General features: G+C 72.2%; 25 protein-coding genes. 14 read left to right on the forward strand and 11 right to left on the reverse strand.

Annotated features, from left to right (window positions below; genetic code table 11):
• The first annotated feature begins 72 nt into the window (after positions 1-72).
• From LG278_RS18815 to LG278_RS18830, 4 genes are all read left to right on the forward strand, one after another.
• Entirely contained in the window at positions 73-1,104 is a 1,032-nt protein-coding gene (locus tag LG278_RS18815) for an NAD-dependent epimerase/dehydratase family protein (RefSeq protein WP_404393710.1), read from the forward strand.
• Positions 1,101-2,093: a phosphotransferase family protein gene (locus tag LG278_RS18820; protein ID WP_404389112.1), complete on the forward strand. Its 993-nt coding sequence runs from the start codon at positions 1,101-1,103 to the stop codon at positions 2,091-2,093. Before LG278_RS18815 ends, LG278_RS18820 begins: the two co-directional genes overlap by 4 nt.
• A 10-nt stretch (positions 2,094-2,103) precedes the next feature.
• On the forward strand, positions 2,104-2,415 hold the full coding sequence (locus LG278_RS18825; protein WP_404389113.1) for a zf-TFIIB domain-containing protein: 312 nt from the start codon (positions 2,104-2,106) through the stop codon (positions 2,413-2,415).
• Positions 2,416-2,510: 95 nt separating this feature from the next.
• Entirely contained in the window at positions 2,511-3,347 is an 837-nt protein-coding gene (locus LG278_RS18830) for a DUF3626 domain-containing protein (protein WP_404389115.1), read from the forward strand.
• Positions 3,348-3,430: 83 nt separating this feature from the next.
• Here the strand turns inward: LG278_RS18830 and LG278_RS18835 are convergent, their stop codons facing one another.
• Together LG278_RS18835 and LG278_RS18840 are read right to left on the reverse strand one after the other, a co-directional pair.
• Positions 3,431-4,069: a hypothetical protein gene (locus LG278_RS18835; protein ID WP_404389116.1), complete on the reverse strand. Its 639-nt coding sequence runs from the start codon at positions 4,067-4,069 to the stop codon at positions 3,431-3,433.
• Between the two features lie 21 nt (positions 4,070-4,090).
• Complete coding sequence (locus LG278_RS18840; RefSeq protein ID WP_404389117.1) at positions 4,091-5,785, reverse strand: alpha/beta hydrolase; 1,695 nt, start codon at positions 5,783-5,785, stop codon at positions 4,091-4,093.
• Positions 5,786-5,937: 152 nt separating this feature from the next.
• On the opposite strand from LG278_RS18840, the gene LG278_RS18845 reads away from it, so the two are divergent.
• From LG278_RS18845 to LG278_RS18860, 4 genes are read left to right on the forward strand one after another with little or no spacing between them, the layout of a single operon-like run.
• Positions 5,938-6,828 (forward strand): alpha/beta fold hydrolase, encoded by an 891-nt coding sequence (locus LG278_RS18845; protein WP_404389119.1) that lies wholly within the window; start codon positions 5,938-5,940, stop codon positions 6,826-6,828.
• Positions 6,829-6,839: 11 nt separating this feature from the next.
• Positions 6,840-7,562, forward strand: a complete 723-nt coding sequence (locus LG278_RS18850) for a DsbA family oxidoreductase (RefSeq protein WP_404389120.1) — start codon at positions 6,840-6,842, stop codon at positions 7,560-7,562.
• 19 nt (positions 7,563-7,581) lie between these two features.
• A complete protein-coding gene (locus LG278_RS18855; RefSeq protein WP_404389121.1) occupies positions 7,582-7,998 on the forward strand; it encodes an MmcQ/YjbR family DNA-binding protein in 417 nt (138 codons plus the stop codon).
• Positions 7,995-8,849, forward strand: a complete 855-nt coding sequence (locus LG278_RS18860) for a 2-phosphosulfolactate phosphatase (protein WP_404389122.1) — start codon at positions 7,995-7,997, stop codon at positions 8,847-8,849. The genes LG278_RS18855 and LG278_RS18860 overlap by 4 nt, the downstream gene beginning before the upstream one ends.
• A 76-nt stretch (positions 8,850-8,925) precedes the next feature.
• Here the strand turns inward: LG278_RS18860 and LG278_RS18865 are convergent, their stop codons facing one another.
• Together LG278_RS18865 and LG278_RS18870 are read right to left on the reverse strand one after the other, a co-directional pair.
• Positions 8,926-10,128 carry an IS30 family transposase gene (locus tag LG278_RS18865; RefSeq protein ID WP_404389124.1) on the reverse strand — a complete coding sequence of 401 codons (1,203 nt, stop codon included), beginning with the start codon at positions 10,126-10,128 and terminating at the stop codon, positions 8,926-8,928.
• A gap of 296 nt (positions 10,129-10,424) precedes the next feature.
• Entirely contained in the window at positions 10,425-11,810 is a 1,386-nt protein-coding gene (locus LG278_RS18870) for an NAD(P)/FAD-dependent oxidoreductase (RefSeq protein WP_404389125.1), read from the reverse strand.
• Positions 11,811-11,963: 153 nt separating this feature from the next.
• On the opposite strand from LG278_RS18870, the gene LG278_RS18875 reads away from it, so the two are divergent.
• The 4 genes from LG278_RS18875 to LG278_RS18890 all read left to right on the forward strand — a co-directional run bounded on the left by LG278_RS18875 (position 11,964) and on the right by LG278_RS18890 (position 16,063).
• A complete protein-coding gene (locus LG278_RS18875) occupies positions 11,964-13,319 on the forward strand; it encodes a transaminase (protein WP_404389127.1) in 1,356 nt (451 codons plus the stop codon).
• A 65-nt stretch (positions 13,320-13,384) separates the two neighbouring features.
• Positions 13,385-14,398 carry an L-lactate dehydrogenase gene (locus LG278_RS18880; protein ID WP_404389128.1) on the forward strand — a complete coding sequence of 338 codons (1,014 nt, stop codon included), beginning with the start codon at positions 13,385-13,387 and terminating at the stop codon, positions 14,396-14,398.
• A 47-nt stretch (positions 14,399-14,445) separates the two neighbouring features.
• Complete coding sequence (locus tag LG278_RS18885) at positions 14,446-15,174, forward strand: TetR/AcrR family transcriptional regulator (protein ID WP_404389130.1); 729 nt, start codon at positions 14,446-14,448, stop codon at positions 15,172-15,174.
• A 154-nt stretch (positions 15,175-15,328) separates the two neighbouring features.
• A complete protein-coding gene (locus LG278_RS18890) occupies positions 15,329-16,063 on the forward strand; it encodes a thioesterase family protein (protein WP_404393712.1) in 735 nt (244 codons plus the stop codon).
• 24 nt (positions 16,064-16,087) lie between these two features.
• On the opposite strand, the gene LG278_RS18895 is transcribed toward LG278_RS18890, so the two are convergent.
• Positions 16,088-16,546 carry a hypothetical protein gene (locus tag LG278_RS18895; protein ID WP_404389132.1) on the reverse strand — a complete coding sequence of 153 codons (459 nt, stop codon included), beginning with the start codon at positions 16,544-16,546 and terminating at the stop codon, positions 16,088-16,090.
• Between LG278_RS18895 and LG278_RS18900 the strand changes: the two genes are divergently transcribed.
• Positions 16,530-17,669 carry a peptidoglycan-binding protein gene (locus tag LG278_RS18900; RefSeq protein WP_404389134.1) on the forward strand — a complete coding sequence of 380 codons (1,140 nt, stop codon included), beginning with the start codon at positions 16,530-16,532 and terminating at the stop codon, positions 17,667-17,669. The two genes, LG278_RS18895 and LG278_RS18900, sit on opposite strands and share 17 nt — an antisense overlap.
• Positions 17,670-17,719: 50 nt before the next feature.
• Here LG278_RS18900 and LG278_RS18905 read toward each other — a convergent pair whose 3' ends face one another.
• The 3 genes from LG278_RS18905 to LG278_RS18915 form a co-directional block, all read right to left on the reverse strand.
• Positions 17,720-18,145 (reverse strand): OsmC family protein, encoded by a 426-nt coding sequence (locus LG278_RS18905; protein WP_404389136.1) that lies wholly within the window; start codon positions 18,143-18,145, stop codon positions 17,720-17,722.
• A gap of 81 nt (positions 18,146-18,226) precedes the next feature.
• Positions 18,227-19,240 carry an LLM class flavin-dependent oxidoreductase gene (locus LG278_RS18910; protein ID WP_404389137.1) on the reverse strand — a complete coding sequence of 338 codons (1,014 nt, stop codon included), beginning with the start codon at positions 19,238-19,240 and terminating at the stop codon, positions 18,227-18,229.
• Between the two features lie 117 nt (positions 19,241-19,357).
• On the reverse strand, positions 19,358-19,831 hold the full coding sequence (locus tag LG278_RS18915) for a hypothetical protein (protein ID WP_404389138.1): 474 nt from the start codon (positions 19,829-19,831) through the stop codon (positions 19,358-19,360).
• A gap of 15 nt (positions 19,832-19,846) precedes the next feature.
• On the opposite strand from LG278_RS18915, the gene LG278_RS18920 reads away from it, so the two are divergent.
• On the forward strand, positions 19,847-20,158 hold the full coding sequence (locus LG278_RS18920; RefSeq protein WP_404389140.1) for a hypothetical protein: 312 nt from the start codon (positions 19,847-19,849) through the stop codon (positions 20,156-20,158).
• A gap of 15 nt (positions 20,159-20,173) precedes the next feature.
• On the opposite strand, the gene LG278_RS18925 is transcribed toward LG278_RS18920, so the two are convergent.
• The 3 genes from LG278_RS18925 to LG278_RS18935 form a co-directional block, all read right to left on the reverse strand.
• On the reverse strand, positions 20,174-21,388 hold the full coding sequence (locus LG278_RS18925; protein WP_404389141.1) for a pyridoxal phosphate-dependent aminotransferase: 1,215 nt from the start codon (positions 21,386-21,388) through the stop codon (positions 20,174-20,176).
• Between the two features lie 103 nt (positions 21,389-21,491).
• Positions 21,492-21,938 (reverse strand): hypothetical protein, encoded by a 447-nt coding sequence (locus tag LG278_RS18930; RefSeq protein ID WP_404389143.1) that lies wholly within the window; start codon positions 21,936-21,938, stop codon positions 21,492-21,494.
• A gap of 537 nt (positions 21,939-22,475) precedes the next feature.
• Positions 22,476-23,069: a histidine phosphatase family protein gene (locus LG278_RS18935; protein WP_404389145.1), complete on the reverse strand. Its 594-nt coding sequence runs from the start codon at positions 23,067-23,069 to the stop codon at positions 22,476-22,478.

Genomic DNA, 23,069 nt, shown 5'->3' on the forward strand with positions numbered 1-23,069 from the left:
GAGGGCCGGCGAGGTTCTGCGATACGCCCGCGCAACCCACCCCGGTCGCCGGATACTGGGCGGGTGAGGGTGATGGTCACCGGGGGCACGGGTTTCGTCGGGTCCCACGCGGTGGTCGGCCTGCTGGCGTCGGGTCACGAGGTGCGGCTGCTCGTGCGCCGCCCCGAGCTGGTGGACGCGACCTTCGCGCCGCACGGTCTCGATGCAGGCAGGTCGCCGGGCGACCTCGTCGTCGGTGACGTGCGCGACGGTGCGGTCATCCGACGGGCCCTCGAGGGCTGCGACGCCGTGGTGCACGCAGCCGCCGTCTTCTCCGTGGACCCCCGTCGGGCCGCGGAGGTGACGGCCACCAACGTGGCCGCGACCGAGGCGGTGCTGGGCCTCGCCGTCGAGGCCGGCTGCGACCCCGTCGTCCACGTCTCGTCCTCGGTGGCCCTGACGCGCTTCGGCCCCAGCGGCCCGGACCTCCCGCTCGGCGACCTCGACCTGCCGTATGCCGCGTCGAAGGTGGAGTCGGAGCGGGTCGCCCGCCGCCTGCAGGAGACCGGCGCGCCCGTCGTGACGGTCTACCCCGGAGGGGTCTACGGGCCGCACGACCCGCACCTCGGCGACCAGGGCGGCCGGCTCGTGTGGATCGTGCGAGGTCGGATGCCGATGTGGCCCGCTGGGGGCTACCACTGCGTCGACGTGCGCGACGTGGCCGCCACCATGGTCCGGGTCATGGAGCCCGGTCACGGCCCGCGCCGCTACGTCGTGCCCGGCCACCACATCGACGGCTCCGAGCTCTACGGCGCCGTCGAGCGGGCGATCGGCCGCAAGCGCCCCCATCTCACGTTGCCCAAGCCCGTCGCCGGCCCGGTGACGGCTCCGATCAATGCGGTGCAGTCGCGTCTGCCGGTCGCCTGGCACTACCCGGTCGACCGGGAGGGCGTCGAGCTGCTCATCCGCGACACCCGGCTCGACGACAGCCGCGCGCGGGTCGAGCTCGGGCTGGAGCCCCGGCCCTGGGACCTGACCATCCGCGACACGATCACGTCGCTCGTCGACGCCGGTCACCTCGACGAGCGTTATCGTCCGGCGCCGTCGGCGACAATCGCCGGATGACGAGCGCGCCCCTCGACGACGTGCCCGGCGTCCCCGTGGACCACGTGCCCGGCGTCCCCGTGGACCACGTGCCCTCTGCCTCGCCGGACGACGTCTGGCTGCGCTCGTATGCCGCCAGGCTGGGCGCCGCGGTCCGCCCCGGCGCGTCGGTCGGCCGCGTGACCACGCCCTCCGGCGCGCTCGTCGCCCACCTCGGCGACGTCGTCGTCAAGGTGCACCACCCCCGCGCCGACCCCGCGGCGCTGGCAGCCCGACTGGCCGTCGTCACGGGCCTCGCGGCATACGACCTCTTCGTGCAGCCGCTGGCGGCGACGGCAACCATCGAGCCCGCGACCCGCCGGCTCGTCACCGCCTGGCCCACGGTCGAGGTGCTCGACCCGGACGACGACGACCTGCCCTGGGCTGCGGCCGGGGCCCTCCTCGCTCGTCTGCACCGCACTGCGCCGCCTCGGGCCGAGCGGGCTCCTGCCGTGCACGGCGGGGCCGAGCGACTGGCGCGGGCTGTCCGTCGGGTCGGGTCACTCCCCGTCTCCTACGAAGACCGGCACCGCCTCGGGTCACTGGGCGCCCGCCTCGTTGCGGAGCTGGGTGAGGTGGGTGAGCGCAGTCATCCAGCAGGCCCGGCACCGACGACGTTGGTGCACGGCGACTGGCACCTCGGCCAGCTGGCTCGCGTCGACGGTGGGTGGCGGCTGCTCGACATCGACGACGTCGGGCTCGGCGACCCGGCCTGGGACCTCGGCCGGCCGGCCGGTTTCTGGGCCGCCGGCCTGCTCGGGGACGGGGACTGGCATGCCTTCCTCGCTGGCTACCGCGCGTCCGGAGGCCCCGGAGTGCCCCCTGACGGGGCTGACGGGGACCCCTGGCCGCGGCTCGACCTCGCCGCCCGGTGCGCGGTGTTCGTCGCCACCGTGCGCGAGCTCGGCTCCCCGTCGGCGTCCAGCGAGAACTCAGCCTCCGACCTGTTGCAGGCCTGCGCGCGGATGTGAGGATGGGCCCATGACCCAGCAACCACCGCCCTTCCCGCACCAGGACAACACGGGCGCCGCCGCCTACCAGCCGCAGGGCTTCGTGTGCCCCAAGTGCCGAGGCGCGATGCGCACCTACGACCGCAACGGGGTGCATGTGGAGCAGTGCGACCAGTGCCGCGGCATCTTCCTCGACTTCGGCGAGTTCGAGCACCTCTCGCAGATGGAGAGCCGGTTCGTCGCTCAGCCGCCACCCCAGCAGTACGGCGGTCCGTCGTGGGGCAACCGCGGCGGCAAGCACTACCGCAAGAAGGGCATGTCGGGCCTCTTCTTCTCGAGCTGACGTCTGACGTCCGCACGCCCCGGGACGACCCACCAGGTATGCCGCGTGCGGCCCTAGGAGGGCCCGTGCCTACTCGCGGGTGTGAGGATGGCGGCGTGCCCGCCCAGCCCGCCGCCGTGACGAGGGCGCTCGCGCACGTCCGCGGGCTCTCGACAGGCGGCCCGCTCGACCCGACGCTCCGGGTCACGCTCAACTTCCACCCGGACCGGCTCGTCCGCGGCGAGCCGATCCTCGCCGTCATGGCCCGCGACGGCGTCTATCGCTCCCAGTTCGAGACGGGCACGGGCAACGGCGGGCTGACGGCGCACCCCGGCGGCGACCGGTGGCGCTGGGAGAGCCGCATCTTCGGCGGGGCCTACGACGCTGCCGAGCCGGCGGTGCGTCCGAAGTACGGCGCCCTCGACCTGGACCGCCGGGCCTACGGTGCCGCGCCCCGCTTCGGGTCGGCCCACGTGCGGCTCGCAGCCCACACTGTGGAGCGCACGACGTTCTGCTTCCCCGACAGCGTCTTCGATCCTGAGCTCTTCGGCACCGCAACGGCTTTCGCGCTCGCGGAGCCGGCCGCCGCGGCCGACCACGACCTGCTCGACGACTACGTCGAGGCCCACGTGCACGGCGTCGTCAAGATCACCCAGGACGTCGAGGCCCTCGTGCTCGACCCCTGCTACCGGGGCACCGACGTCGAGTCCGACGCGCTCGAGCTCGGGGTGCCCGTCGAGTGGCACCCGGGCTACCGGCTCGACGTCGCGACCCTGCGTGCCCACCCGGCCTACCGCGGGCCCGAGTTCGTCGCGCTCGGCGAGTCGCTTGCGGTGGAGGGCGTCCTCACGCCGCGGCCCGTCGGTGACGCGGCACGAGCAGGCCGGCACGACGAGCAGTCCCTCAAGAGGGTCTGGCACTACGTGGCGCGGTTCGGCCGGGCACCGTCGTGACGGGCGCACCCGGCATGCAGTCGAGGGCCCACGTCCCGACGCCAAGCGCCCCACCCGCCACGAACTGAGCACTCGACAGGAAGTCAAAGTCGAGTGCCCACTTCTCGACACCCCGACGGGTCGGGTGTCACCACGGTCGTGACGACGGTGGTCACTGCGGGACGGCGCGGCGTCGACGAGAAGCCGAAGCGACACGGCGGGTCGACCGCCGCCAGCGCCCCCAGCCGCTCATCGTCGAAGGTGCCCGCGACGGAGGTGACGGCGTGCAGGTCGGTGGCGCCGTAGTACTCCCGCCGTCCGGCGAGCGCCGTGCCACGGGTCCGCACGCCGCGCAGGGCGACCCGCGCGACCGGGTCCACGACGGTCGCCCACGCGGGGCTCGCCGCGACGCGACCCGGCACGAGTCGCAGCAGCCGGCCGAGCGGCATACGCCCGCCGACCCTGAGGTCGAGCGTCAGGGAGGGCGAGGCCACGCGCCACCGACCAGCGTCGGTGGCGACGGAGATCGGCTCGATGCGCACCTCGTCGAAGACGTAGGTCGCCTCGATGAACGCCGCCACCTCCGCGCTCGGCGCGAGCAGGACCCGGTGCCCGCTCGCGGTCTCGACCATCGCGTCGCCGAAGGTCCCCAGCGGTGTGCGGCGCCACGAGCCGATGACGACCCGGACGCCGGAGGTGGACCCGACGCCGGCGATCTGGCCGTGGAACCGTTGCGCTGGCACGACCCGAGCGTAGGTCAGCGCCTATTCGACGCGGTTCACGGTCGCCTCGATGCCCGTGACGATCGCCGAGTAGTCGTCGGTCGGCGAGCCGCCGAGCACCGCTCCCCACTGCGGCACGAGCTCGGGACCGTAGCGGTGGCCGTAGCCGTCGGGCGGGTCGTGCCCGACCGCCATGTCCGTCGTCAGCTGCCAGAAGGTGACGAAGGGGATCCACGTGACGTCGGGGTTGACGTCACGGCCCCGCGGCTCGCGCAACCAGTCGGGCTCGGCACCGAGCAGGGCGGGGTTCCACCAGACGACCGGGTCGGACGGGTGCTGCGCATAGACGAAGCGCGGGAACTCCCAGGTGCCGTAGTCGCGCCCGTAGTAGTCGCTGGTCAGCTGGTCGCTGCCGGCGGCGAAGCGGATGTGGCGTCCCGCGTCGACGACCGGCACGATCTCGGGCGAGCCCTCGTTGCGACTCGCGGTCAACGACATGGCGATCTCGGTGAAGCTCGGGGTGCCGACCCACACGCCCCCCTGCGCCCGCCTCATCATGTCGGCCGCGTCGGCGAAGGCCGCGTGGCCGCCGTAGGACCCGAGCGACTCGCCGCCGACCACGAGCTGGGGGCGACTGTCCTCGGGCAGCGTGAGCCACACGGCATACACCCGGTCGAAGAGCGCCTTGCCCGCCTCGCGGGGCGTCTCCCGGTCGGTCATCATCGACAGCGCGCTCGGGAGGTAGGAGTACTGCATCGCGGCGATCGCGCTGTCACCGTTGCTGAGGTACTCGATGGACTGGGCCGACCAGTCGTCGACCCAGCCGGTGCCCGTCGTCGTGAGGACGGCCAGCACGCTGCGGCTGAAGGCGTTGGTGCGCTTCAGCTCGGCGACGACGGTGTCGGCCACCTCACCCACCGACTCGTCCGGCGAACGGCCGGCATAGACCCGGATCGGCTCGATCGCACCCCGCTCGGTGGCGGCACTGATCTGCTGGGGCGTGGGCGCGCTCGTGACGAACATCTGCCCCTGGTAGCCGAGGTCGGCATAGCTCTCGAGCGACCCCGGCCCGCCGGAGCGCAGCGCCGACGTCGGGGCCGCACGGCCGGCAGGCTGGCTCGCGTTGACCTGGGACGCCATGCCGGCGAAGGCCTGCATGCTGCGGTGGAAGACGACGCTGTCGGTCACCCACGCACTCGTCAGCACGACGACGACGACGGCGATCGCCGACGCGATCGTCTTGGGCAGCACGTGACCGGCCGCCTCGGCGAGCCGGTGCGTCATGCCACGGAGGCCGCGCGCCAGCGCGACGAGGGCAGCCGCGATGGCAGCCGCGAGCAGCAGGGCGAGCACCCAGTCGAGGGGACTGAGCGGGGTGAGGCGCACGACCGCGGCGGTGCGCGCCTGCGAGCGCACGTTGGACACCGTCACGGCGACCACGGCCACCCCGGCGAAAACGGGTGCCGCGACGAGCAGCCAGTGCCGGGCCTCGCCGCTCACCGTCACCCGCAGGTCGATGACCCGCGCCATCGTGCGCACGAGCCACGCGAGCACCACCCCGAGCGCATAGCCGGCCGCGGCGCACAGGCCGGTGATCATGCCCTGGTAGTACCAGGTGCGGGGCAGCAGGCTCGGTGAGATCGAGATGAGCACGTAGGCCGCCGCGAAGAAGACGCCCGTGCCCGACACGTGCCACCACCGGCGACCGGTGCGCAGGTGGGCAGTGGTGTCGGGCATGTCTCCACGGTAGGTCCCCGCAGGGGCCCCCCACCTCAGGTTTGTCCCGGAGCGGCCCCTGAGACCGGCCCCTGACCCTCTCCCTTGCCCCCGCCCCTGCCCTGTCCCTTGCCCCTGCCCCTGCCGAGCGGCGGTGGCGAGATGATGGGCAGGTGGCTCCCGACCCAGCACGCCTGTCCACCTTCACCCGCGACGGCCTCACCTTCGAGCTCGACGACGCCGGCCCGCTCGGCGGGGAGACGGTCGTGCTGCTGCACGGCTTCCCCACAGACCGCACGTCGTGGCACCGCATGGCGCCGCTGCTCCACGCGGCCGGGTTGCGCACGCTCGCACCCGACCAGCGCGGCTACTCGCCGTGCGCGCGTCCACCCGGCCGGGCGGCATACCGCCACGAGGAGCTGCTCGCCGACGTGCTCGCGCTCCTCGACGCCGCTGGGGTCGAGCGCGCGCACCTCGTCGGACACGACTGGGGCGGCGCGGTCGCGTGGCTGCTGGCCGCCAACCACCCCGACCGCGTGGCGTCGGTGACGGCGCTCTCGACGCCCCACCCGGCCGCGCTGTCGCGCGCGTGGAAGTCCGACCGAGGGCAGCGCCTCAGGTCGTGGTACGTCGCCGCTTTCCAGGTGCCGTGGGCACCCGAGCGGGTCCTCGGCGCGCTCTTCAACTCCGTCGTCGTGGGCACGGGCATGCCCCCGGAGGACGCTCGCCGGTATGCCGCCCACCTGGCTCACGGGGGCGCGCTCGCCGGGCCGATGGGCTGGTATCGGGCGAGCAGCTCCTCGAACGTGCCCGCGCACCGGGTGTCGGTGCCGGCGACCTACGTCTGGGGGTCGCGCGACTCCTTCCTCGGTCGAGGGGCCGCGGAGCTGACCCGCGAGCACGTGCGTGGCGCCTACTCGTTCGTCGAGCTCGACGACAACCACTGGCTGCCCGAGCGGCGGCCGGAGGAGTGCGCGGCGGCGGTCATCGCCCGCGTGCGTGACGCAGGTGACGCAGGTGACGCAGATGACGCGGATGCGGGGAAGAACCCGGCCCGCGGGTAGGTTGCAGCACCGTGAAGATCGACATCTGGTCCGACATCGTGTGCCCCTTCTGCTACCTCGGCAAGCGGCGCCTCGAGGCTGCCCTCGAATCGTTCGAGCACCGTGACGCCATCGAGGTGACGTGGCACAGCTTCGAGCTCGACCGCAACGCACCGGCCGTCTCGGACCTCCCGCTCGTCGACCTCGTGGCCGCGAAGTACGGCACGAGCCAGGAGCAGGCCGTCGCCCAGCACCGCTCGATGGCCGCGGCCGCCGCTGACCTCGGGTTGGAGTTCAACTGGGAGCAGGCCCGCTACGGCAACACCTTCGACGCCCACCGGCTGGTGCACCTCGCCGCCGAGCACGGCCTCGCCGACGTCGCCCACGAGCGCCTGATGCGCGCCTACTTCACTGACGGGCTCGCGGTCGGTGACCGCGACACGCTCGTCGGCCTGGCCACCGAGATCGGTCTCGACGAGTCCGAGGTGCGCTCGATGCTCGAGTCCGACGACTTCGGCAACCACGTGCGCAGCGACGAGGCCACGGCCAAGATGCTCGGAATCGAGTCCGTGCCCTTTTACGTCTTCGACCGCAAGTACGGCGTCACCGGCGCCCAGCCCGTCGAGGTCTTCGCCCAGGCCCTCGAGACCGCGTGGTCGACGCGCCACGAGCAGCCCGAGCCGGTCGCGGCCGGGGGCGGTTGCGGCGGTGCCTGCAGCGCCGACGGGTGCGGCGGCGGGGTCTGCGCGCGCTGAGGCCCCTACCGTGGAGGGCATGGCCCACCCGGTGATGTTCGAGGACTCCGACCCCTACCTGACGAGGTTGCGCGAGATCTGCCTCGCGCTTCCCGAGGCACAGGAGAAGGTCTCGCACGGCCGGCCGAACTTCTTCACCAAGAAGGTCTTCGCCGGCTACGGCGCGGTCATCCGGGGTGACCATGACCCGGAGCCCTACGCCCGCTCCGTCGTCTTCCTGCCGGACGCGGCCGACCGCCCCGCGCTGCTCGATGACGACCGCGTGTTCGAGCCGGCCTACCTCGGCCCCTACGGCTGGCTGGGGTTCGACTTCGGCCGCGCCGGGTCGGTCGCGGCGGTCGCGTGGGAAGAGGTGGCCGAGCTCGTCGATGCCTCCTACCGCCTCACGGCGCCGCCACGCCTCGTGCGCGAGCTCGAGGCCCGGTCGGGCTCGTGAGCGCCCCCGACGGCGAGGTCACCACGCGCCCCTGGCACAGCCAGGATGCGCACGTCGTGCGTCTCGAGTGGGGGCCGACCGGCGCTGAGGCACTGACGAGGTATGCCGTCGCGTCGGGCGCCGCCGTGACCGCCGTCGTCATCGACGTGCTGAGCTTCACGACGTGCGTGTCGGTGGCGGCCGATGCCGGCATCACCGTGCACCCCTACCGCTGGAAGGACGCCTCGGCCACGGCGCACGCCGAGCAGCTGGGCGCGACGCTCGCAGTGCCGCGATCGCAGTCCCGGGTTGCTGGGGGCGGCGATGCTGCGCACGAGCAGGCGCCGATCAGCTTGTCTCCCAAGTCGATTCGCGAGTCAACTGGTGTGACCAGCCTGGTGCTGCCCTCGCCGAACGGCTCGATGATCAGTCAGGTCCTCGCCGACTCAGGTGCTGACGTCGTCGCCGCGTCGTTGCGCAACCGCGATGCCGTCGCGCGATGGATCGTGACGCAGCTGGTCGCGGCAGGGAGGCGCCCTCCGGCAGTCGTCGTGGTGCCGGCCGGCGAGCGATGGCCCGACGGATCGCTGCGGCCGGCCGTCGAGGACCTGTGGGGCGCAGGTGCCGTGATCGCCTCCCTGGTCGGGCAGCTCGAGCACCAGGCCGGTCCGCTCCTGCTGAGCCCCGAGGCGACTGCGGCCATGTCGGCCTGGCGCGCCGTCGAGGGTGACGTGGGCGCTGCCCTCTCGGCGGCAGCGAGCGGTCGCGAGCTCATCGCCCAGGGCTGGCCCGACGACGTCGCCATCGCCGCCGAGCTCGACACGTCGAGCGCCGTCCCCGTGCTGCGCGACGGCGCCTACCGCCCCGCCTGACCCCCGCCCCTCCAAAGTCGAGTGGGCACTTTCCACCCGCCCCCAACGTCGAGTGGGCACTTCTCACCGGGCGGTCTCAACTCGTCTGCGCAACGGTGAGTAGTTGGTTGAGTTTAGCGGCGGGGGTGTGGAAGCCGAGGGTGGCTCGTGGTCGGGTGTTGAGCAGCGCCTCGACCTCGGCGACGCGTTCGTCGGTGACGGTGGTGAAGTCGATGCCTTTGGGGAAGAACTCGCGGATCAGGCCGTTGGTGTTCTCGTTGGTGCCGCGTTGCCATGGTGAGTGCGGGTCGCAGAAGTAGACGTTGCAGCCGGCCGCGACGGTGAACCGGGCGTGCTCGGCCAGCTCTGACCCTTGGTCCCAGGTCAGCGTCTTGGCCAGGTGCGCGGGCAGCGCGGTGACCATGTCGATGAGCCGGTCGGTGACGGTGGTCGCGTCGTGCCGGGCGGGTAGCCGGGCGATCATCGTGTACCGGGTGCTCCGTTCGACCAGCGTGATCGCGGCCGTCCGGTTCCCGGCGCCCAGGATCAGGTCGCCTTCCCAGTGTCCGGGCACGGCCCGGTCGGTGGCCTCGGCCGGGCGGGCGGTGATGGTGGCCTGCCCGACCCAGGACTTGCCCCGGGGCCGGGCGGCCAGCTTCGAGGCCGGTACCCGGTGGGTCCGGCCGCTGCGCAGCGCCTGCTCCCGGGCCAGCTCAGCGCGGAGGCTGCCGCGGCCCTGGACGTACAGCGCCTGATAGATCGTCTCGTGGGAGATCTGCATGGACTCATCCTGCGGGTGGCGCAAGGCCAGCTCGCCCTGGATCTGCTGCGGGGACCAGTGCGCGTTCAACCCCTGGATGACCTCGGCCCGCAGCGCGGCGTGCTCGGGCCGGTCCAGCTTCCGCGGCTGGGGCCGGGCCCGGTTGGCGTGGGTGCGGTGCTGCGCGACCCGGACCGAGTACACCCCGCCGACCCGGTTACGGGTCAGCTCCCGCGACACGCTGGAGCGGTGCACGCCCAGCTCGGCCGCGATCCGCGCCGGGCTGCGGCCCTCACCCAGCCGCAGCGCGATCACGCCCCGGCCGGCCTCGGTCAACCTGCCCCGCGCGTCGGTCCAGTCGCCCTCGCTCACCGCCGGGGCAGGGCGCAGCAGGCCACCGACCGGTCCCATCCGAAACGTCATACCGGCCACCTTGGCCCACCGGCCCACCGCGCGGCGGTCCACCCCGAGCCGCCGCGCCACCTCCAACGCCGCCAGGCCCTGCTCCAACAGCCCCAACGCCTGCTGCCGCTGCACCACGCTGTACCGCCCAGGCCTTCCAGCCATCATCTGCCTCCACACGATTCGTGTTGCGCAGACGATCTGAAGCCAAGCCGAACCACCACGTCGAGTGGGCACTTTCCACTCGACCGACGTGGGTGGAAAGTGCCCACTCGACTATGCAGGGGGACGGACGGCATACCGGCTCGAACCCCCACGTCACTCCCACGTCGAGTGGGCACTCTGCACCGAGCCGACACGTCGAGTGGGCACTTTCCACCCGACCGACCTGGGTGGAAAGCGCCCACTCGACTGCGGAAGGTGGTTGGGGCTGGCTACTGGCCCATCGCGGTCCAGAAGGCCGACGCGGCGCGCGAGCTGCGGCCGGTGCGGCGCTCCGACCAGTCGGCCGAGGTCATCAGGGCGGTGACGGCGTTGACGCCGAGCCAGCGCAGCGGCTCCGGCTCCCAGGCTCGCGAGGTGCGCCCCGCCCACGGCAGCGACGCGAGGTCGTCGGGGTCGTCGCCACTGATCATCGCTGCGAGGGTGCGGCCCGCGAGAGCCGAGGTGGCCACCCCGTCGCCGACGTAACCTCCGGCGAAGGCGAGCCCGGTGTGCTTGTCGTGGCGCACGGAGGGGAACCAGTCGCGCGGCACCCCGAGGTTGCCGCCCCACGCGTGGGTGAAGGTGACGTCACGGAGCACGGGGAAGAGCTCGACGAGGATCCGTCGCAGCATCGCGTGCACCCGGTCGTCGCGCTCGTAGGCGGGCGAGAGGCGTGAGCCGTAGTGATAGGGCGCGCCCCGCCCGCCGAAGGCGATGCGGCCGTCGCGCGTGCGCTGGCCGTAGACGACGAGATGACGGTTGTCGGCGAAGGTGCTGCGGCTCTCGAGGCCGATCTGGGCCCAGAGGTCTTCGCTGAGCGGCTCCGTCGCGGTCATGAGCGAATAGACCGGCGCGATCGACCGGCGACGACCTGCGACGGTCGGGGTGTAGCCCTCGGTGGCGAGCACCACGTGCTCCGCCCGCACGGTGCCGTGCGGCGTGACGACCCGCCGGCTGCCGACGTCGACGGCCATGGTGCGCTCGTAGATCGTGACCCCACGGCGCTCGACGGCATCGGCGAGCCCGCGCACGAGCCGGGCCGGGTGGATCGCCGCGCAGTGCGGCGTCCACGAGCCGCCCAGCGAGTCGGCGACCTGCGCGAACTCGGCCACCTCGTGGGCGTCGAGCAGCCGGTGGTCGTCGGGCCCGAAGCCCCAGGCGTGGAAGTCCGCGACCTCGGCGCGCACCCGCTCGAGCTGGGCGGGGTTGCGGGCCACGGAGAGGTAGCCGCCCTGGTCGAAGTGGCAGTCGATGCCCTCCGCGGCAGTGATCGTGCCCACCGCCGCGACCGTGTCGTGCAGCTGGTGCTGCATGCGCACGGCCGCGTCGCGCCCCCGCTCGCTCGCCATCCGCTGGAGGGAGGCGGGGAAAAGGGCCGAGCACCAGCCCCCGTTGCGTCCCGAGGCGCCGAAACCGGCCACCTCCCGCTCGATGACGGCAACGCGCACCGTGGGGTCGTTGACGACGAGGTGGTATGCCGTCCACAGCCCGGTGTAGCCGCCTCCGACGATCGCGACGTCGACCTCGACGTCGCGATCGAGGGCCGGTCGAGGGGTGAAGTCGTCGTCCATCGTGTCGTGCCACAGGCTCAGGCTTCGGTATCCGCTCGCGAGCATGCGAGGAAGTATGCACGTCGGACCTGTCGAGGTGTAGGTGGGAGGCACCCACAGTTTTCGATGGAATGAAGTTCCATCACCTACGGATTCCGAAGGTGGACCGCTCTCAGCGTTCCCCTTCCGCGGGAGCCGCGCTCGGGGCAGGATGCGCCCATGACCTCCCTCGACCGATCCCGACTGGCCCGGCTCCACGAGCGCGAGCGCGCCGCCTTCACCGCGTCCCGGACCCGCTCCCGCGAGCTCGCCGAGCGCGCCCGGGCCCACATGCCGGGCGGTGTCCCGATGAGCTGGATGGTCAAGTGGCCGGGAGACTTCCCGGTCTTCGTCGAGAGTGCGGCCGGCGCCCACTTCACCTGCGTCGACGGGATCGACCACGTCGACCTCTGCCTCGGCGACACCGGAGCGATGATGGGCCACTCCCCCGCGGCGACCGTCGAGGCCGTCACCCGGCAGCTGGCCCGGGGCATCACGACCATGCTGCCGACCGAGGACGCGATCGCCGTCTCCACCGGCCTCGCCGAGCGCTTCGGCCTGCCCTACTGGCAGTTCACCCTCACCGCGACCGACGCCAACCGGCACGCCATCCGCTACGCCCGACTGCTCACCGGGCGCTCCAAGGTCGTCGTGCACAACTGGTGCTACCACGGCTCGGTCGACGAGGCCTTCGCGACGCTGGGCGAGGGCGGGACGACCGTGGACCGACCCAGCAACATCGGCGCGCCGGTGCCGACCTCCGAGACCACCCGCGTCGTCGAGTTCAACGACCTCGAGGCCCTCGAGCGGGCCCTCGCTCACGGCGACGTCGCCGCGATCCTGGTCGAGCCGGCCCTGACCAACATCGGCATCGTCCTGCCCGACGAGGGCTACAACGAGGGGGTCCGCGAGCTCGCGACCCGCTACGGCGCCCTGCTCATCAACGACGAGACCCACACCATCTGCGCCGGCCCGGGCGGCTTCACCCGCGCGCACGACCTGCACCCCGACCTGCTCGTCACCGGCAAGTCGATCGGCGGCGGCATCCCCTGCGGCACCTTCGGCTTCACCGCTGAGATCGCCGACCGGATCGCTCGGTCCGTCGAGCTCGAGGACATCGACGTGGGCGGCATCGGTGGCACCCTCGCGGGCAACGGCCTGTCGATGGCGGCCATGAAGGCGACGCTCGAGCAGGTCATGACCCCCGCGGCCTTCGAGCACATGGTGCCGCTCGCTGACGCGTGGGCCGACGGGGTGCAGGCCGGCATCGACGCCGTCGGTGCCGGCTGGCACGTGACGCGCCTCGGGGCCCGGGCGGAATACAACTTCTCGGCCGTGCCCTCGCACGACGGCCAGCAGGCGCACGACTCCGACGACTTCGAGCTGCAGCAGTACCTCCACCTCTACGCCCTCAACCGGGGCATCCTGCTGACGCCCTTCCACAACATGGCGCTGATGTGCCCCGACACGACGGCGGCTGACGTCGAGGCCCACACTGCGATGTTCCTCGAGTGCGTGCAGGAGCTCTTTGCCTGACCTGCCCGGGCGGGCGCTGCGGTGTCGATAGCCTTGCGACGTCAGTCACGAGCGCGGGAGACACGATGAGCGAGAGCCAGACGACCCACAGCCACGACGCGACGGAGGGGTCCGGCGTCCCGGCTCCCCGCCGGCGCCGCACCAAGCTCGGCATCGTCGGAGCGGGGGCGGTGGGCGCCACCCTCGCCTACGCCTCGCTCATGCGTGGCGCGGCGCAGACGGTGGCGCTCTACGACATCAACGGCGCCAAGGTGCGCGCCGAGGCGCTCGACCTCGCGCACGGCATCCAGTTCATGCCGATGGCCAAGGTCGAGGGCTCCGACGACGTCGCAGTGCTGGCCGACAGCGACGTCATCGTCTTCACCGCCGGCGCCAAGCAGAAGCCGGGGCAGTCGCGCCTTGACCTCGCCGAGACGACGATCGGCATCGTCAAGACGATCCTGCCGCAGCTCGTCGACGCCGCCCCCGACGCCGTGCACATCATGGTGACCAACCCGGTCGACGTCGTCACGTATGCCGCGCTCCAGGTCTCGGGGCTCCCGCCGAACCAGCTCTTCGGCTCGGGCACGGTGCTGGACTCCTCACGCCTGCGCTTCCTGCTCGCCGAGCACACGGGCGTCGCGGCGCAGAGCATCCACGCCTACGTCGTCGGCGAGCACGGCGACTCCGAGCTGCCGCTCTGGTCGTCGGCCACCATCGGGTCGGTGCCGCTGCTGCAGTGGCTCGGCGAGGACGGCAAGGTCTCCCTCGACGAGGCAGCGCGTGAGCGGATCGCGACCGACGTCGTGCAGTCGGCCTACCGCATCATCGAGGGCAAGGGGGCGACGAACTACGCCATCGGCCTGGCCGGCACCCGCGTCCTCGAGGCCGTCGTCAACGACGAGGGCCGCATCCTGCCGGTGTCGTCGTTGCTCGACGACTACTACGGCATCAGCGACGTCTGCCTGTCGGTGCCCGCGATCGTGCACGCCGGTGGCGTGGGCGCCCGGGTCGAGGTGCCGATGACCGATGCCGAGCTGGCCGGGCTGCGCTCCTCCGCCGACGCGGTGCGCGCGACCGCCCGACGCTTCGGCTTCTGACCCGGACACCCCGGCGGCAGCCGACCGGCTGGGGGGATGATGTCAGCGTGACCTCCTCCGCTGCCGCCGCCCCCGGCCCGCAGGACTCGGTCACGCCCCGCTCGACCTACCACCACGGCGACCTGCGCCGCGCGCTGCTCGAAGCCGGCACCGAGCTCGCCCGCGAGGGCGGCCCCGACAAGGTCGTGCTGCGCGAGGCGACGCGACGGGTGGGCGTCTCGGCCAACGCGGCCTACCGGCACTTCGCCGACCGCGACGCGCTCCTCGACGAGGTCGTCTCGATCGCCCAGGCCCGAGCGGCCGACGTGATCTCCGCGGCGATCGAGGCCGTGCCGCACGGTATGCCGTCCGGTGACCTCGCGCGGGCGAGGTTCCGCGCCGTCGGGGTGGGGTACCTGCGCTTCGCGGTGGACGAGCCGGGCCTCTTCCGCACCGCGTTCGCCGTGCCCGTCGACCTGCGCCGCTCGGCCTCGCCCGACGCCGCTGGCGCCTCCGGTCGCACGCCCTTCCAGCTGCTCAGCGACACGCTCGACGCCATGGCCGAGGCGGGCGTGCTGTCCGAGACGGAGCGCCCGGGCGCCGAGCTGCTCGCCTGGTCGGCGGTGCACGGCCTCGCCATGCTGGCCCTTGAGGGACCGCTGCGCGACCTCCCCCCGGGAGCCGTCGACGCGCTGGCCCCCCGGCTCGTGCGGATGGTCGACCTCGGCCTCGGCCTGGGAGGCTCCGCGCCGCCTGAGTCCGTGCCCGCGGACGGGCCGGCAGACCGCCGCGCGTAGCGTGCCGCCTAGAGTGCACGGCGTGAGCAGCGACGCCATCGAGACCGAGGCCATCGAGACTGACGCCGTCACGACCGGCCCCACCACGGCAGACCCAGGCGGCCTCGACTCCCAGACCCTCGCCTTCTACCGACGGCTCGGCGACGACCTCTTCCTGCCGACCCTGCAGACCCAGGGCGCCTGGCGCGACGACGAGCAGCACATGGCTCCGGTCAGCGGCCTGCTCACCCACGCCATCGACGCCCACGAGCCGCGCGAGGGCATGCAGCTCGCGCGGATCAGCTTCGAGATCCTCGGCGTCATCCCGGCGCGGGAGACCCGCGTGCAGGTGCGCACCGCCCGACCGGGCCGCACCATCGAGCTCGTCGAGGCCACCCTCAGCGTCGATGACCGCGTCGCCGTGCAGGCACAGGCGTGGCGCCTGGCAACCCACGACTCGGCGCCGGTGGCCGGGGTCGAGCTCGACGGCATACCGGGGCCTGACGAGCTGGAGCCGTGGGACGGCGCGGACACGTGGCGCGGCGGTTATATCCGCGGCCTCGAGTTCCGCGTCGACCCGCAGCGGCGACCCGGTCGCGCGATCGCGTGGATCCGCACGCCAAACGCGCTGGTGGATGGCGAGTCCTGCTCTCCCACAGCCGATCTCGTGCGTCTGGTCGACACTGCCAACGGCATCGCGGTGCGGGTCTCGCCCGACGAGTGGATGTTTCCCAATCTCGACCTCGCCATCCACCTCTTCCGCGAGCCCGTGCGCGGGTGGGTCGGCTTCGACACCCGGGTCTCGATGGGCACGACGGGGCTCGGCCTGACGTCGACGACGCTGCACGACGAGCAGGGCCCGGTCGGCAGGGCCGAGCAGGTGCTGACCGTGCGACGTCTGCACCCCTGACAACCTTTCCGGGCCCTCACCGCGTCAGGACTTCGCCGGCACAGCCAGCCAGATCGTCCGGCTGCTGCCACAATGAGGCGCGCGCTCGCGCGCACCGGGGCGACCGGTTACGGTCGTGACGACAGGGGAGAGCATGAAGACGATCCACATGGGACGGCGCAGCAGCGCCGTGGCGGCGACCTTCGCGATCGCGGGGATGCTCGTCACGCCGATGGCGTTCGCCGACGACACCGGAACCCCGTCGCCGCCTACGTCGGGCTCGGTGGCACCCGGCGTGTCGGCCGGGTCGTCAGGGTCGACCGACGACCCCACCACGGCCACCGACACGGCCACGGCCACGTCGTCGACCACCACGACGTCGAGCACGTCGACCGGCACCCCCACGACGAGCGAGACCACCACCGCGACCGAAACCACCGCGCCCGCGCCGACGACAACGAGCGCCGGCACGTCGACGCCCACGACGATGACGCAGGGACCCACCAGCACCACGGTCGCCACCGCCCCCGTGCCGCTCGGCAGCCCGGTCGTGCTTCGCGTCGGCGCGACCGGCTGGAGCGTCAAGGACCTCCAGTCGCGCCTGCTCGTCGTCGGCCGCACGTCCGGCACCATCGACGGGGTCTACGACTCCGGCGTCGCCGCGGCGCTCGGGTCCTTCCTTCGGGGCAGCGGCCTCCCGGGTGACGGCACGACACTGACGGCACAGGCACGTGAGGTGCTGCGTGCTCGGTCGGCGTCGGCCACGGTCATCACCGCGGGCAGCACGGGTGACCGCGTCAAGGACCTGCAGGTGCGCCTGCGGATCGTCAAGGCCGCCTACTGGACGACGTCGATCGACGGCTCCTACGGCTGGACGGTCGGCCAGCGCGTGCTCACGTTCCAGCGTGACCAGAGCCTCCCCCAGTCCGGCGTCGTCGACCAGCGCACCTGGAACCGGCTCGTCGGGCTCACGGCCACCCCGATCGCCATCGCAAGCACCGCGTCGGGCGGCACGGTCAAGGAGCTCCAGCTGCGCCTGCGGGCCAAGGGCCTCTGGACCTCGTCGATCTCGGGCACCTACAGCTGGACGCTCGGTCAGAAGGTGCTGGCCTTCCAGCGCGTGCAGAACCTCCCCCAGTCCGGCGTCGTCGACCGGCGCACGTGGAGCCGGCTCGTCGCCGTCACCTACACGCCGGGGACCTTCGACCGCTACCGCTACGAGGCCGGCCTGCGGCCGCACCTGCCCACCCTCGCGTCGCTCGACTACCGCTGTCGCACGGGCAGGGTCATGTGCATCGACAAGGGCACGCGCACCCTCACGTGGGTCGTCTACGGCAAGCCGACCTCCGTCATGTGGGCCCGGTTCGGCGGACCCGGCCTCGAGACCCGCGAGGGCACCTTCAAGGTGCTGCGCAAGTACGAGTACGTCGTGTCCAACCTCTACTTCACGCCGATGCCGTTCTCGATGTTCTTCTCCGGCGGACAGGCCGTGCACTACTCGTCGAACTTCGCCCGCATCGGCTACGCCGGGGCCAGCCACGGGTGTGTCAACATCGCCGACTACGCCCAGGTCAAGGCCCTCTACTTCGCCTCGCGGATCGGCGACAAGGTCGTCGTCCACAGGTGATGAGGGCGCTCGTCGGGCTCTCTGCGACCTGAGGGCGCCGGCGGGTCGACCTACTCGACCGTGGCCTCGATCTGGGTGCCGAGCTCGATGGTGCGGCTGACGGTGCACCACTCGTCGTGCGAGCGCTTGACCAGCTTGGGGAGCATCTGACGCGCGGCGTCCCCGCCCTCCCCCTCGGGGAAGCGGACCCGGAAGCTCACCGTGATGTCCTGCAGGTGGTTGCCGTGCTCGTCCTTGACCTTGTCGGCGGTGACCTCGACCTCGAACGAGTCCGGCTCGGCTCGCCGGCTGGTCACGGTGTCGACGTCGACCGCCGTGCAGGCCGCGATGCCCGCGAGCAGCAGCTCCACGGGCGAGAGCTCGTCGGTGCCGGAGCTGACGGTGAGCGAGCCACCGCGGCGGTTGCGCGCCGTGTAGCGGCCCAGGCTGTCGCGCGTCAGCGTGATGGAGCGGAGGTCGGGGGCGTCGGTGCTCATGGGGGCAGCCTCTCAGATCGCGCGGGTCGTATGCCGTCCGGCCAAGCCCGCCGGACGGCATACCTCGGGGGGTGGTGAGCGTCAGCTCCAGGCGTCGGCGAGCAGCTCGAAGCTGCGCAGCCGGTCCTCGTGGTCGTGCGCGCCGCAGGTGACGATGACCTCGTCGACGCCGGTCGCCTCGACGAAGCCGGCAAGGCCGTCCCGCACCTCGTCGGGGGTGCCGACGAGCGAGACGCGGGTCATGTCCGACACGGCCTGTCGCTCGGCCGGCGACCACGTGGCCATCAGCCCGGCGATGTCGCCCTGCGGCTCGGTGACGCCGGTGCGGCGGCCGGTGACGATGCCGTGGAAGCGCTGGAGCACGCTCGTGAACAGCCGCTCGGCCTCGGCCGTCGTGTCGGCGACCATAACGTTGACGCCGGCCATGCTGCGCGGCGCGTCGAGACCGCCCGGCTCGGTCGACGGGGTGAAGCGCGAGCGATAGACCTCGAGCGCGCTCATCAGCGCGGCGGGCGCGAAGTGAGAGGCGAAGGAGTAGGGCAGCCCGAGAGCCGCTGCGACCTGGGCACCGCCGTGGCTCGACCCGAGGATCCAGATAGGCACGTGGGTGCCCTCGCCGGGGATCGCGCGCACCTTGGCGTCGGGGTCGGGGTCGCCGAGGTAGCCGATGAGCTCCTCGACCTCGCCGGCGAAGTTCATCGCGGCGGCCTCGTTGCGGCGCAGCGCGCGGGTCGTGAAGGGGTCGGTGCCCGGGGCGCGACCGAGCCCGAGGTCGATGCGGCCGGGGTGGATCGTCGCGAGCGTGCCGAACTGCTCGGCGACGACGTAGGGCGCGTGGTTGGGCAGCATGATGCCGCCCGCGCCGACCCGGATCGTCTCGGTCTGGTCGGCGACGTGACCGATGAGCACCGCGGTCGAGCTCGAGGCAACGCCTTGCATGTTGTGGTGCTCGGCCATCCAGTAGCGGCCGTAGCCCCACTTCTCGGCGTGCCGGGCGACGTCGACGGTGGCGGCGATCGCCTCACCGGCGGTGCCGCCGCCCCGGACGGGGACGAGGTCGAGGATGTTTAGCTGGGCGCGCGGACGGGTGCTCACACCGGTGCCAACCACGACCCCCCGCCCATTTCTTCCGCGACACACCGCGCAGTCGTCACACCCACGAGGTATGCCGCGTGGAACCGACGATTGCTCGGTGTGTTCGCGCGGGGCGAGTCAGGGGAGCTTGAGGAGGGCGATCTGGTCGTCGTGGTCGGGGCAGAAGGCCTGCACCCCGGCTGCCATCAGCTGCTTCGTGCGCAGCGCCTCACCGGTGTTGGGAAGCAGCGCGTCGTTCTCGTCGACCGCGACCTGGTCGAGGCTGACCCCTCCGTTGCGCAGCACCCAGCAGGTCGTCGTGCCCGTCTCGATGTCGCTGTCGACCGTCGCGCCGGTGACCGCGGCTCCGAGCTCCTCGGCAGCGAGCACGAATCTCGCCTCCTCCGCCGAGATCGTCGGCCGGGCGCTCGCCACGTCGGAGGGCAGGTCGGTCAGCACGGGGTCTTCGCTTCCGCAGGCGCCCAGCGCGATGACGGCGACCAGCACGGCAACGCCGGCCACCCCGCGTCTGAGCGGGGGGCCGAGCCGGGGACGGAGGGCCTGCGCGCGGCTCGAGCGGACGGCATACGGGGAGGTGGTGGAGGGACTCATCGTTATCCTGAACGTGTGACGGACCCCGATCATCCCCTGTCGGGGACGCCCGATGTCGACGTCGAGCCGACCGGGTTGCGGCTCGCGAGCGAGGCCCCGCTGGCGCGCGGCGCGGTCGTCGCGTCGCTGGCATCGGTGGTCCTGGGCTTCGTCTTCGTGCCGCAGCTGCTCGGGCTCGCGCTCGCGGGTCTGAGCCTTGCCCACCGCGAGCGCGGCGGGAGGTCGGCGGCGCTGATCGCGATCGCCGTGAGCCTCACCATGACGGTCGTCTGGGCGGTCGTGCTCGGCCTCGTCCTCAAGTGGTGGGCCTCCAACGCCACCAGCTGAGCTGCTCCGTCGCTGCTACTGCGAGTAGGTCGCGAGGAACTTCTCGAGGCGGCCGACCGCGTCCTCGAGCTCCTCGACCCGCGGCAGGAAGACGATGCGGAAGTGGTCGGGCGTCGGCCAGTTGAAGCCCGTGCCGTGCACGATGAGCAGCTTCTGCTCGCGCAGCAGGTCGAGGGCGAACTTCTCGTCGTTGACGATCGGGTGCACCTTGGGGTCGAGGCGCGGGAAGAGGTAGAGCGCCCCCTCCGGCTTCGTCACCGAGACGCCGGGGATCTGGTTGAGCAGCTCCCACGCCACGTTGCGCTGCTCGAGCAGTCGCCCTCCGGGCAGGATCAGCTCGTTGATCGACTGGTAGCCGCCGAGCGCCACCTGGATGGCGTGCTGCGCCGGCACGTTGGCGCACAGGCGCATGTTGGCGAGGATGTCGAGGCCCTCGATGTAGTTGCGCGCGTGCTCCTTCGGCCCGGTGATCGCGAGCCACCCCGACCGGAAGCCCGCCACGCGGTAGGCCTTGGAGAGCCCGTTGAAGGTGAGGCAGAGCAGGTCGGGAGCGACGGCCGCGACGGAGGTGTGCTTGGCGTCGTCGTAGAGGATCTTGTCGTAGATCTCGTCGGCCATGAGGATCAGCTCGTGCTCCCGGGCGATCTGCGCGATGGCCTCGAGGACCTCCCGCGGATAGACCGCGCCGGTCGGGTTGTTGGGGTTGATGACGACGATCGCGCGGGTGCGGTCGGTGACCTTGCTGCGGATGTCGTCGAGGTCAGGGGCCCAGCCCGACTGCTCGTCGCAGACGTAGTGCACGGCCGTGCCGCCGGCGAGGCTCGCCGCAGCGGTCCAGAGCGGGTAGTCGGGCGCAGGGATGAGCACCTCGTCGCCGTTGTCGAGCAGCCCCTGCATGGCCATCACGATGAGCTCGCTGACGCCGTTGCCGAGGTAGATGTCCTCGACCCCGACGGGCGGGAAGTCACGCACCTCGTAGTGCTGCTTCACCGCGCGCCGCGCCGACAGGATGCCCTTGCTGTCGCTGTAGCCCTGCGCGGTCGGCAGCTCCTGGATGACGTCGACGAGGATGTCCTCGGGCGCCTCGAAGCCGAACGGCGCCGGGTTGCCGATGTTGAGCTTGAGGATGCGGTGCCCCTCGTCCTCGAGTCGCTTGGCCTCGGCCAGCACGGGTCCTCGGATCTCGTAACAGACCGATCGGAGCTTCCGGGACTGGGTGACCACGCGCATGGGCCCCAGCGTGACACCCCGGTATGCCGTGAGCCGGGCTATTCCCAGCATGTGGCCTGTGGGGTCGGTCTCCTCCAGAGCCGGACCGGTTCCGTCAGCGTCGTCAGCGTCCGAGGCAGCCGACTCTCGACCCCGGGCTGTGGCCGGCGACGGACCCGACGAGGCGGTTGAGCCCCGGCCCGCTGACCGTGATCGTCAGGTCGCGACCACCGCTGTCCTTGGTGAGCCGGGCGAGCACCGACGGGTCGACGTCGGAGCTGTCGGACGCGGTCTGCTGAGTCCAGCCCAGCTGGGTGAGGTAGCCGATGACGGCCGCGGCCTGTGGTCCGGTCGAGGGCGGGTAGGTCCGGGTCAGGCTGCCGTCCTGCTCGTCCTCGCAGGGCGGCGCCTCACTGTGGCCCAGCGGGGGCAGGCTCCGGTCCATGACCTCGAAGGTCGTCTCCAGGGTGTCCCAGGCCGCGAGGTCGTCGGCGTGGCTGCGCACCGACCAGGCCCAGACGCCGAAGACGGCGAGGGCGAGCACTCCGAGGGTGAAGATGATGCCCGTCACGGTCGGTCGCCTCGAGCTGCTCCCTCGGGGAGACCGCCGCCGATCCGGGGCTTCGTCGCTGAAGCCGAAGTCGGTCACGCAGCACAGTGTCGAGCACCGGCCCCACAGCGGCGCCCCGGACGGTCAAGTGTCGCCAATCCGTGACCCGTCAGACGTGGGGTGGGGGGCGCCCACCCCCCGGTGGGAACTGCCCACTCGACTGGGGACCAGGTCGAGTGCCCAGTTCCCGACGCGAGGACCGGGCCCGACCCCGTCAAGAAGTGCCCACTCGACTGGGGTTCAGGTCGAGTGCCCAGTTCCCGACGCGAGGACCGGGCCCGACCCCGTCAAGAAGTGCCCACTCGACTGGGGTTCAGGTCGAGTGCCCAGTTCCCGACTTGAGACCGCCGGGCCCCGACCCTGTCAGGAAGTGCCCACTCGACTGGGGTTCAGGTCGAGTGCCCAGTTCCCGACGCGAGGACCAGGCCCGACCCCGGTGGAAACTGCCCACTCGACGCGTCGTTGACGTCGGAAAGTGGGCACTCGACTGGGGTGAGGTCAGTCGGTGAGGGGTTCGTCGCCCCAGGCGAGCAGGCGCCAGCCGGCGTCGGGGTCGCCCTCCATGGTCACGACGTGGGTGTTGTCGAGCCGGCGGCTCGCGAAGAAGTCGGGCGGCAGGCCGAGGCGCGCCGTGCACCACGTGCGCATCGCTGCGCCGTGGCTGATGGCGACGGCAGCGGAGTGCCCGTCCGACGCGATCTGCCGGATCGCGGCGTCGTAGCGGGTCATGAAGCCGATGCCGGTGTCGCCGCCGGGGATGGCGTGACCCGGATCGTCGCCCCACCGGATGACGGCGTCGACGTAGGGCTGCCAGTCGGTCGACATCTCGTAGTCACCCGCCTGGATCTCGCGCAGTCCGGGCAGCACGACCATCTCGAGCCCGAGCCGCTCGGCCAGCGGAGCGGCGGTCTGCTGGGTGCGCACGAGGTCGGAGGTGTAGATCGCGCCGAGATCCTCGCCCGCGAGCCGCTCGGCGAGAGCCCGGGCCTGCTGGTGCCCGGTGTCGGTGAGATCGAGTCCGGGCACCGCGGTGTCGAGCTGGCGGGCGACGTTGGCATGGGTCTGGCCGTGGCGCACGAGGAAGAAGCGCAC

Source organism: Humibacillus xanthopallidus (assembly GCF_044793955.1).
Taxonomy (GTDB): Bacteria; Actinomycetota; Actinomycetes; order Actinomycetales; family Dermatophilaceae; genus Humibacillus; species Humibacillus xanthopallidus_C.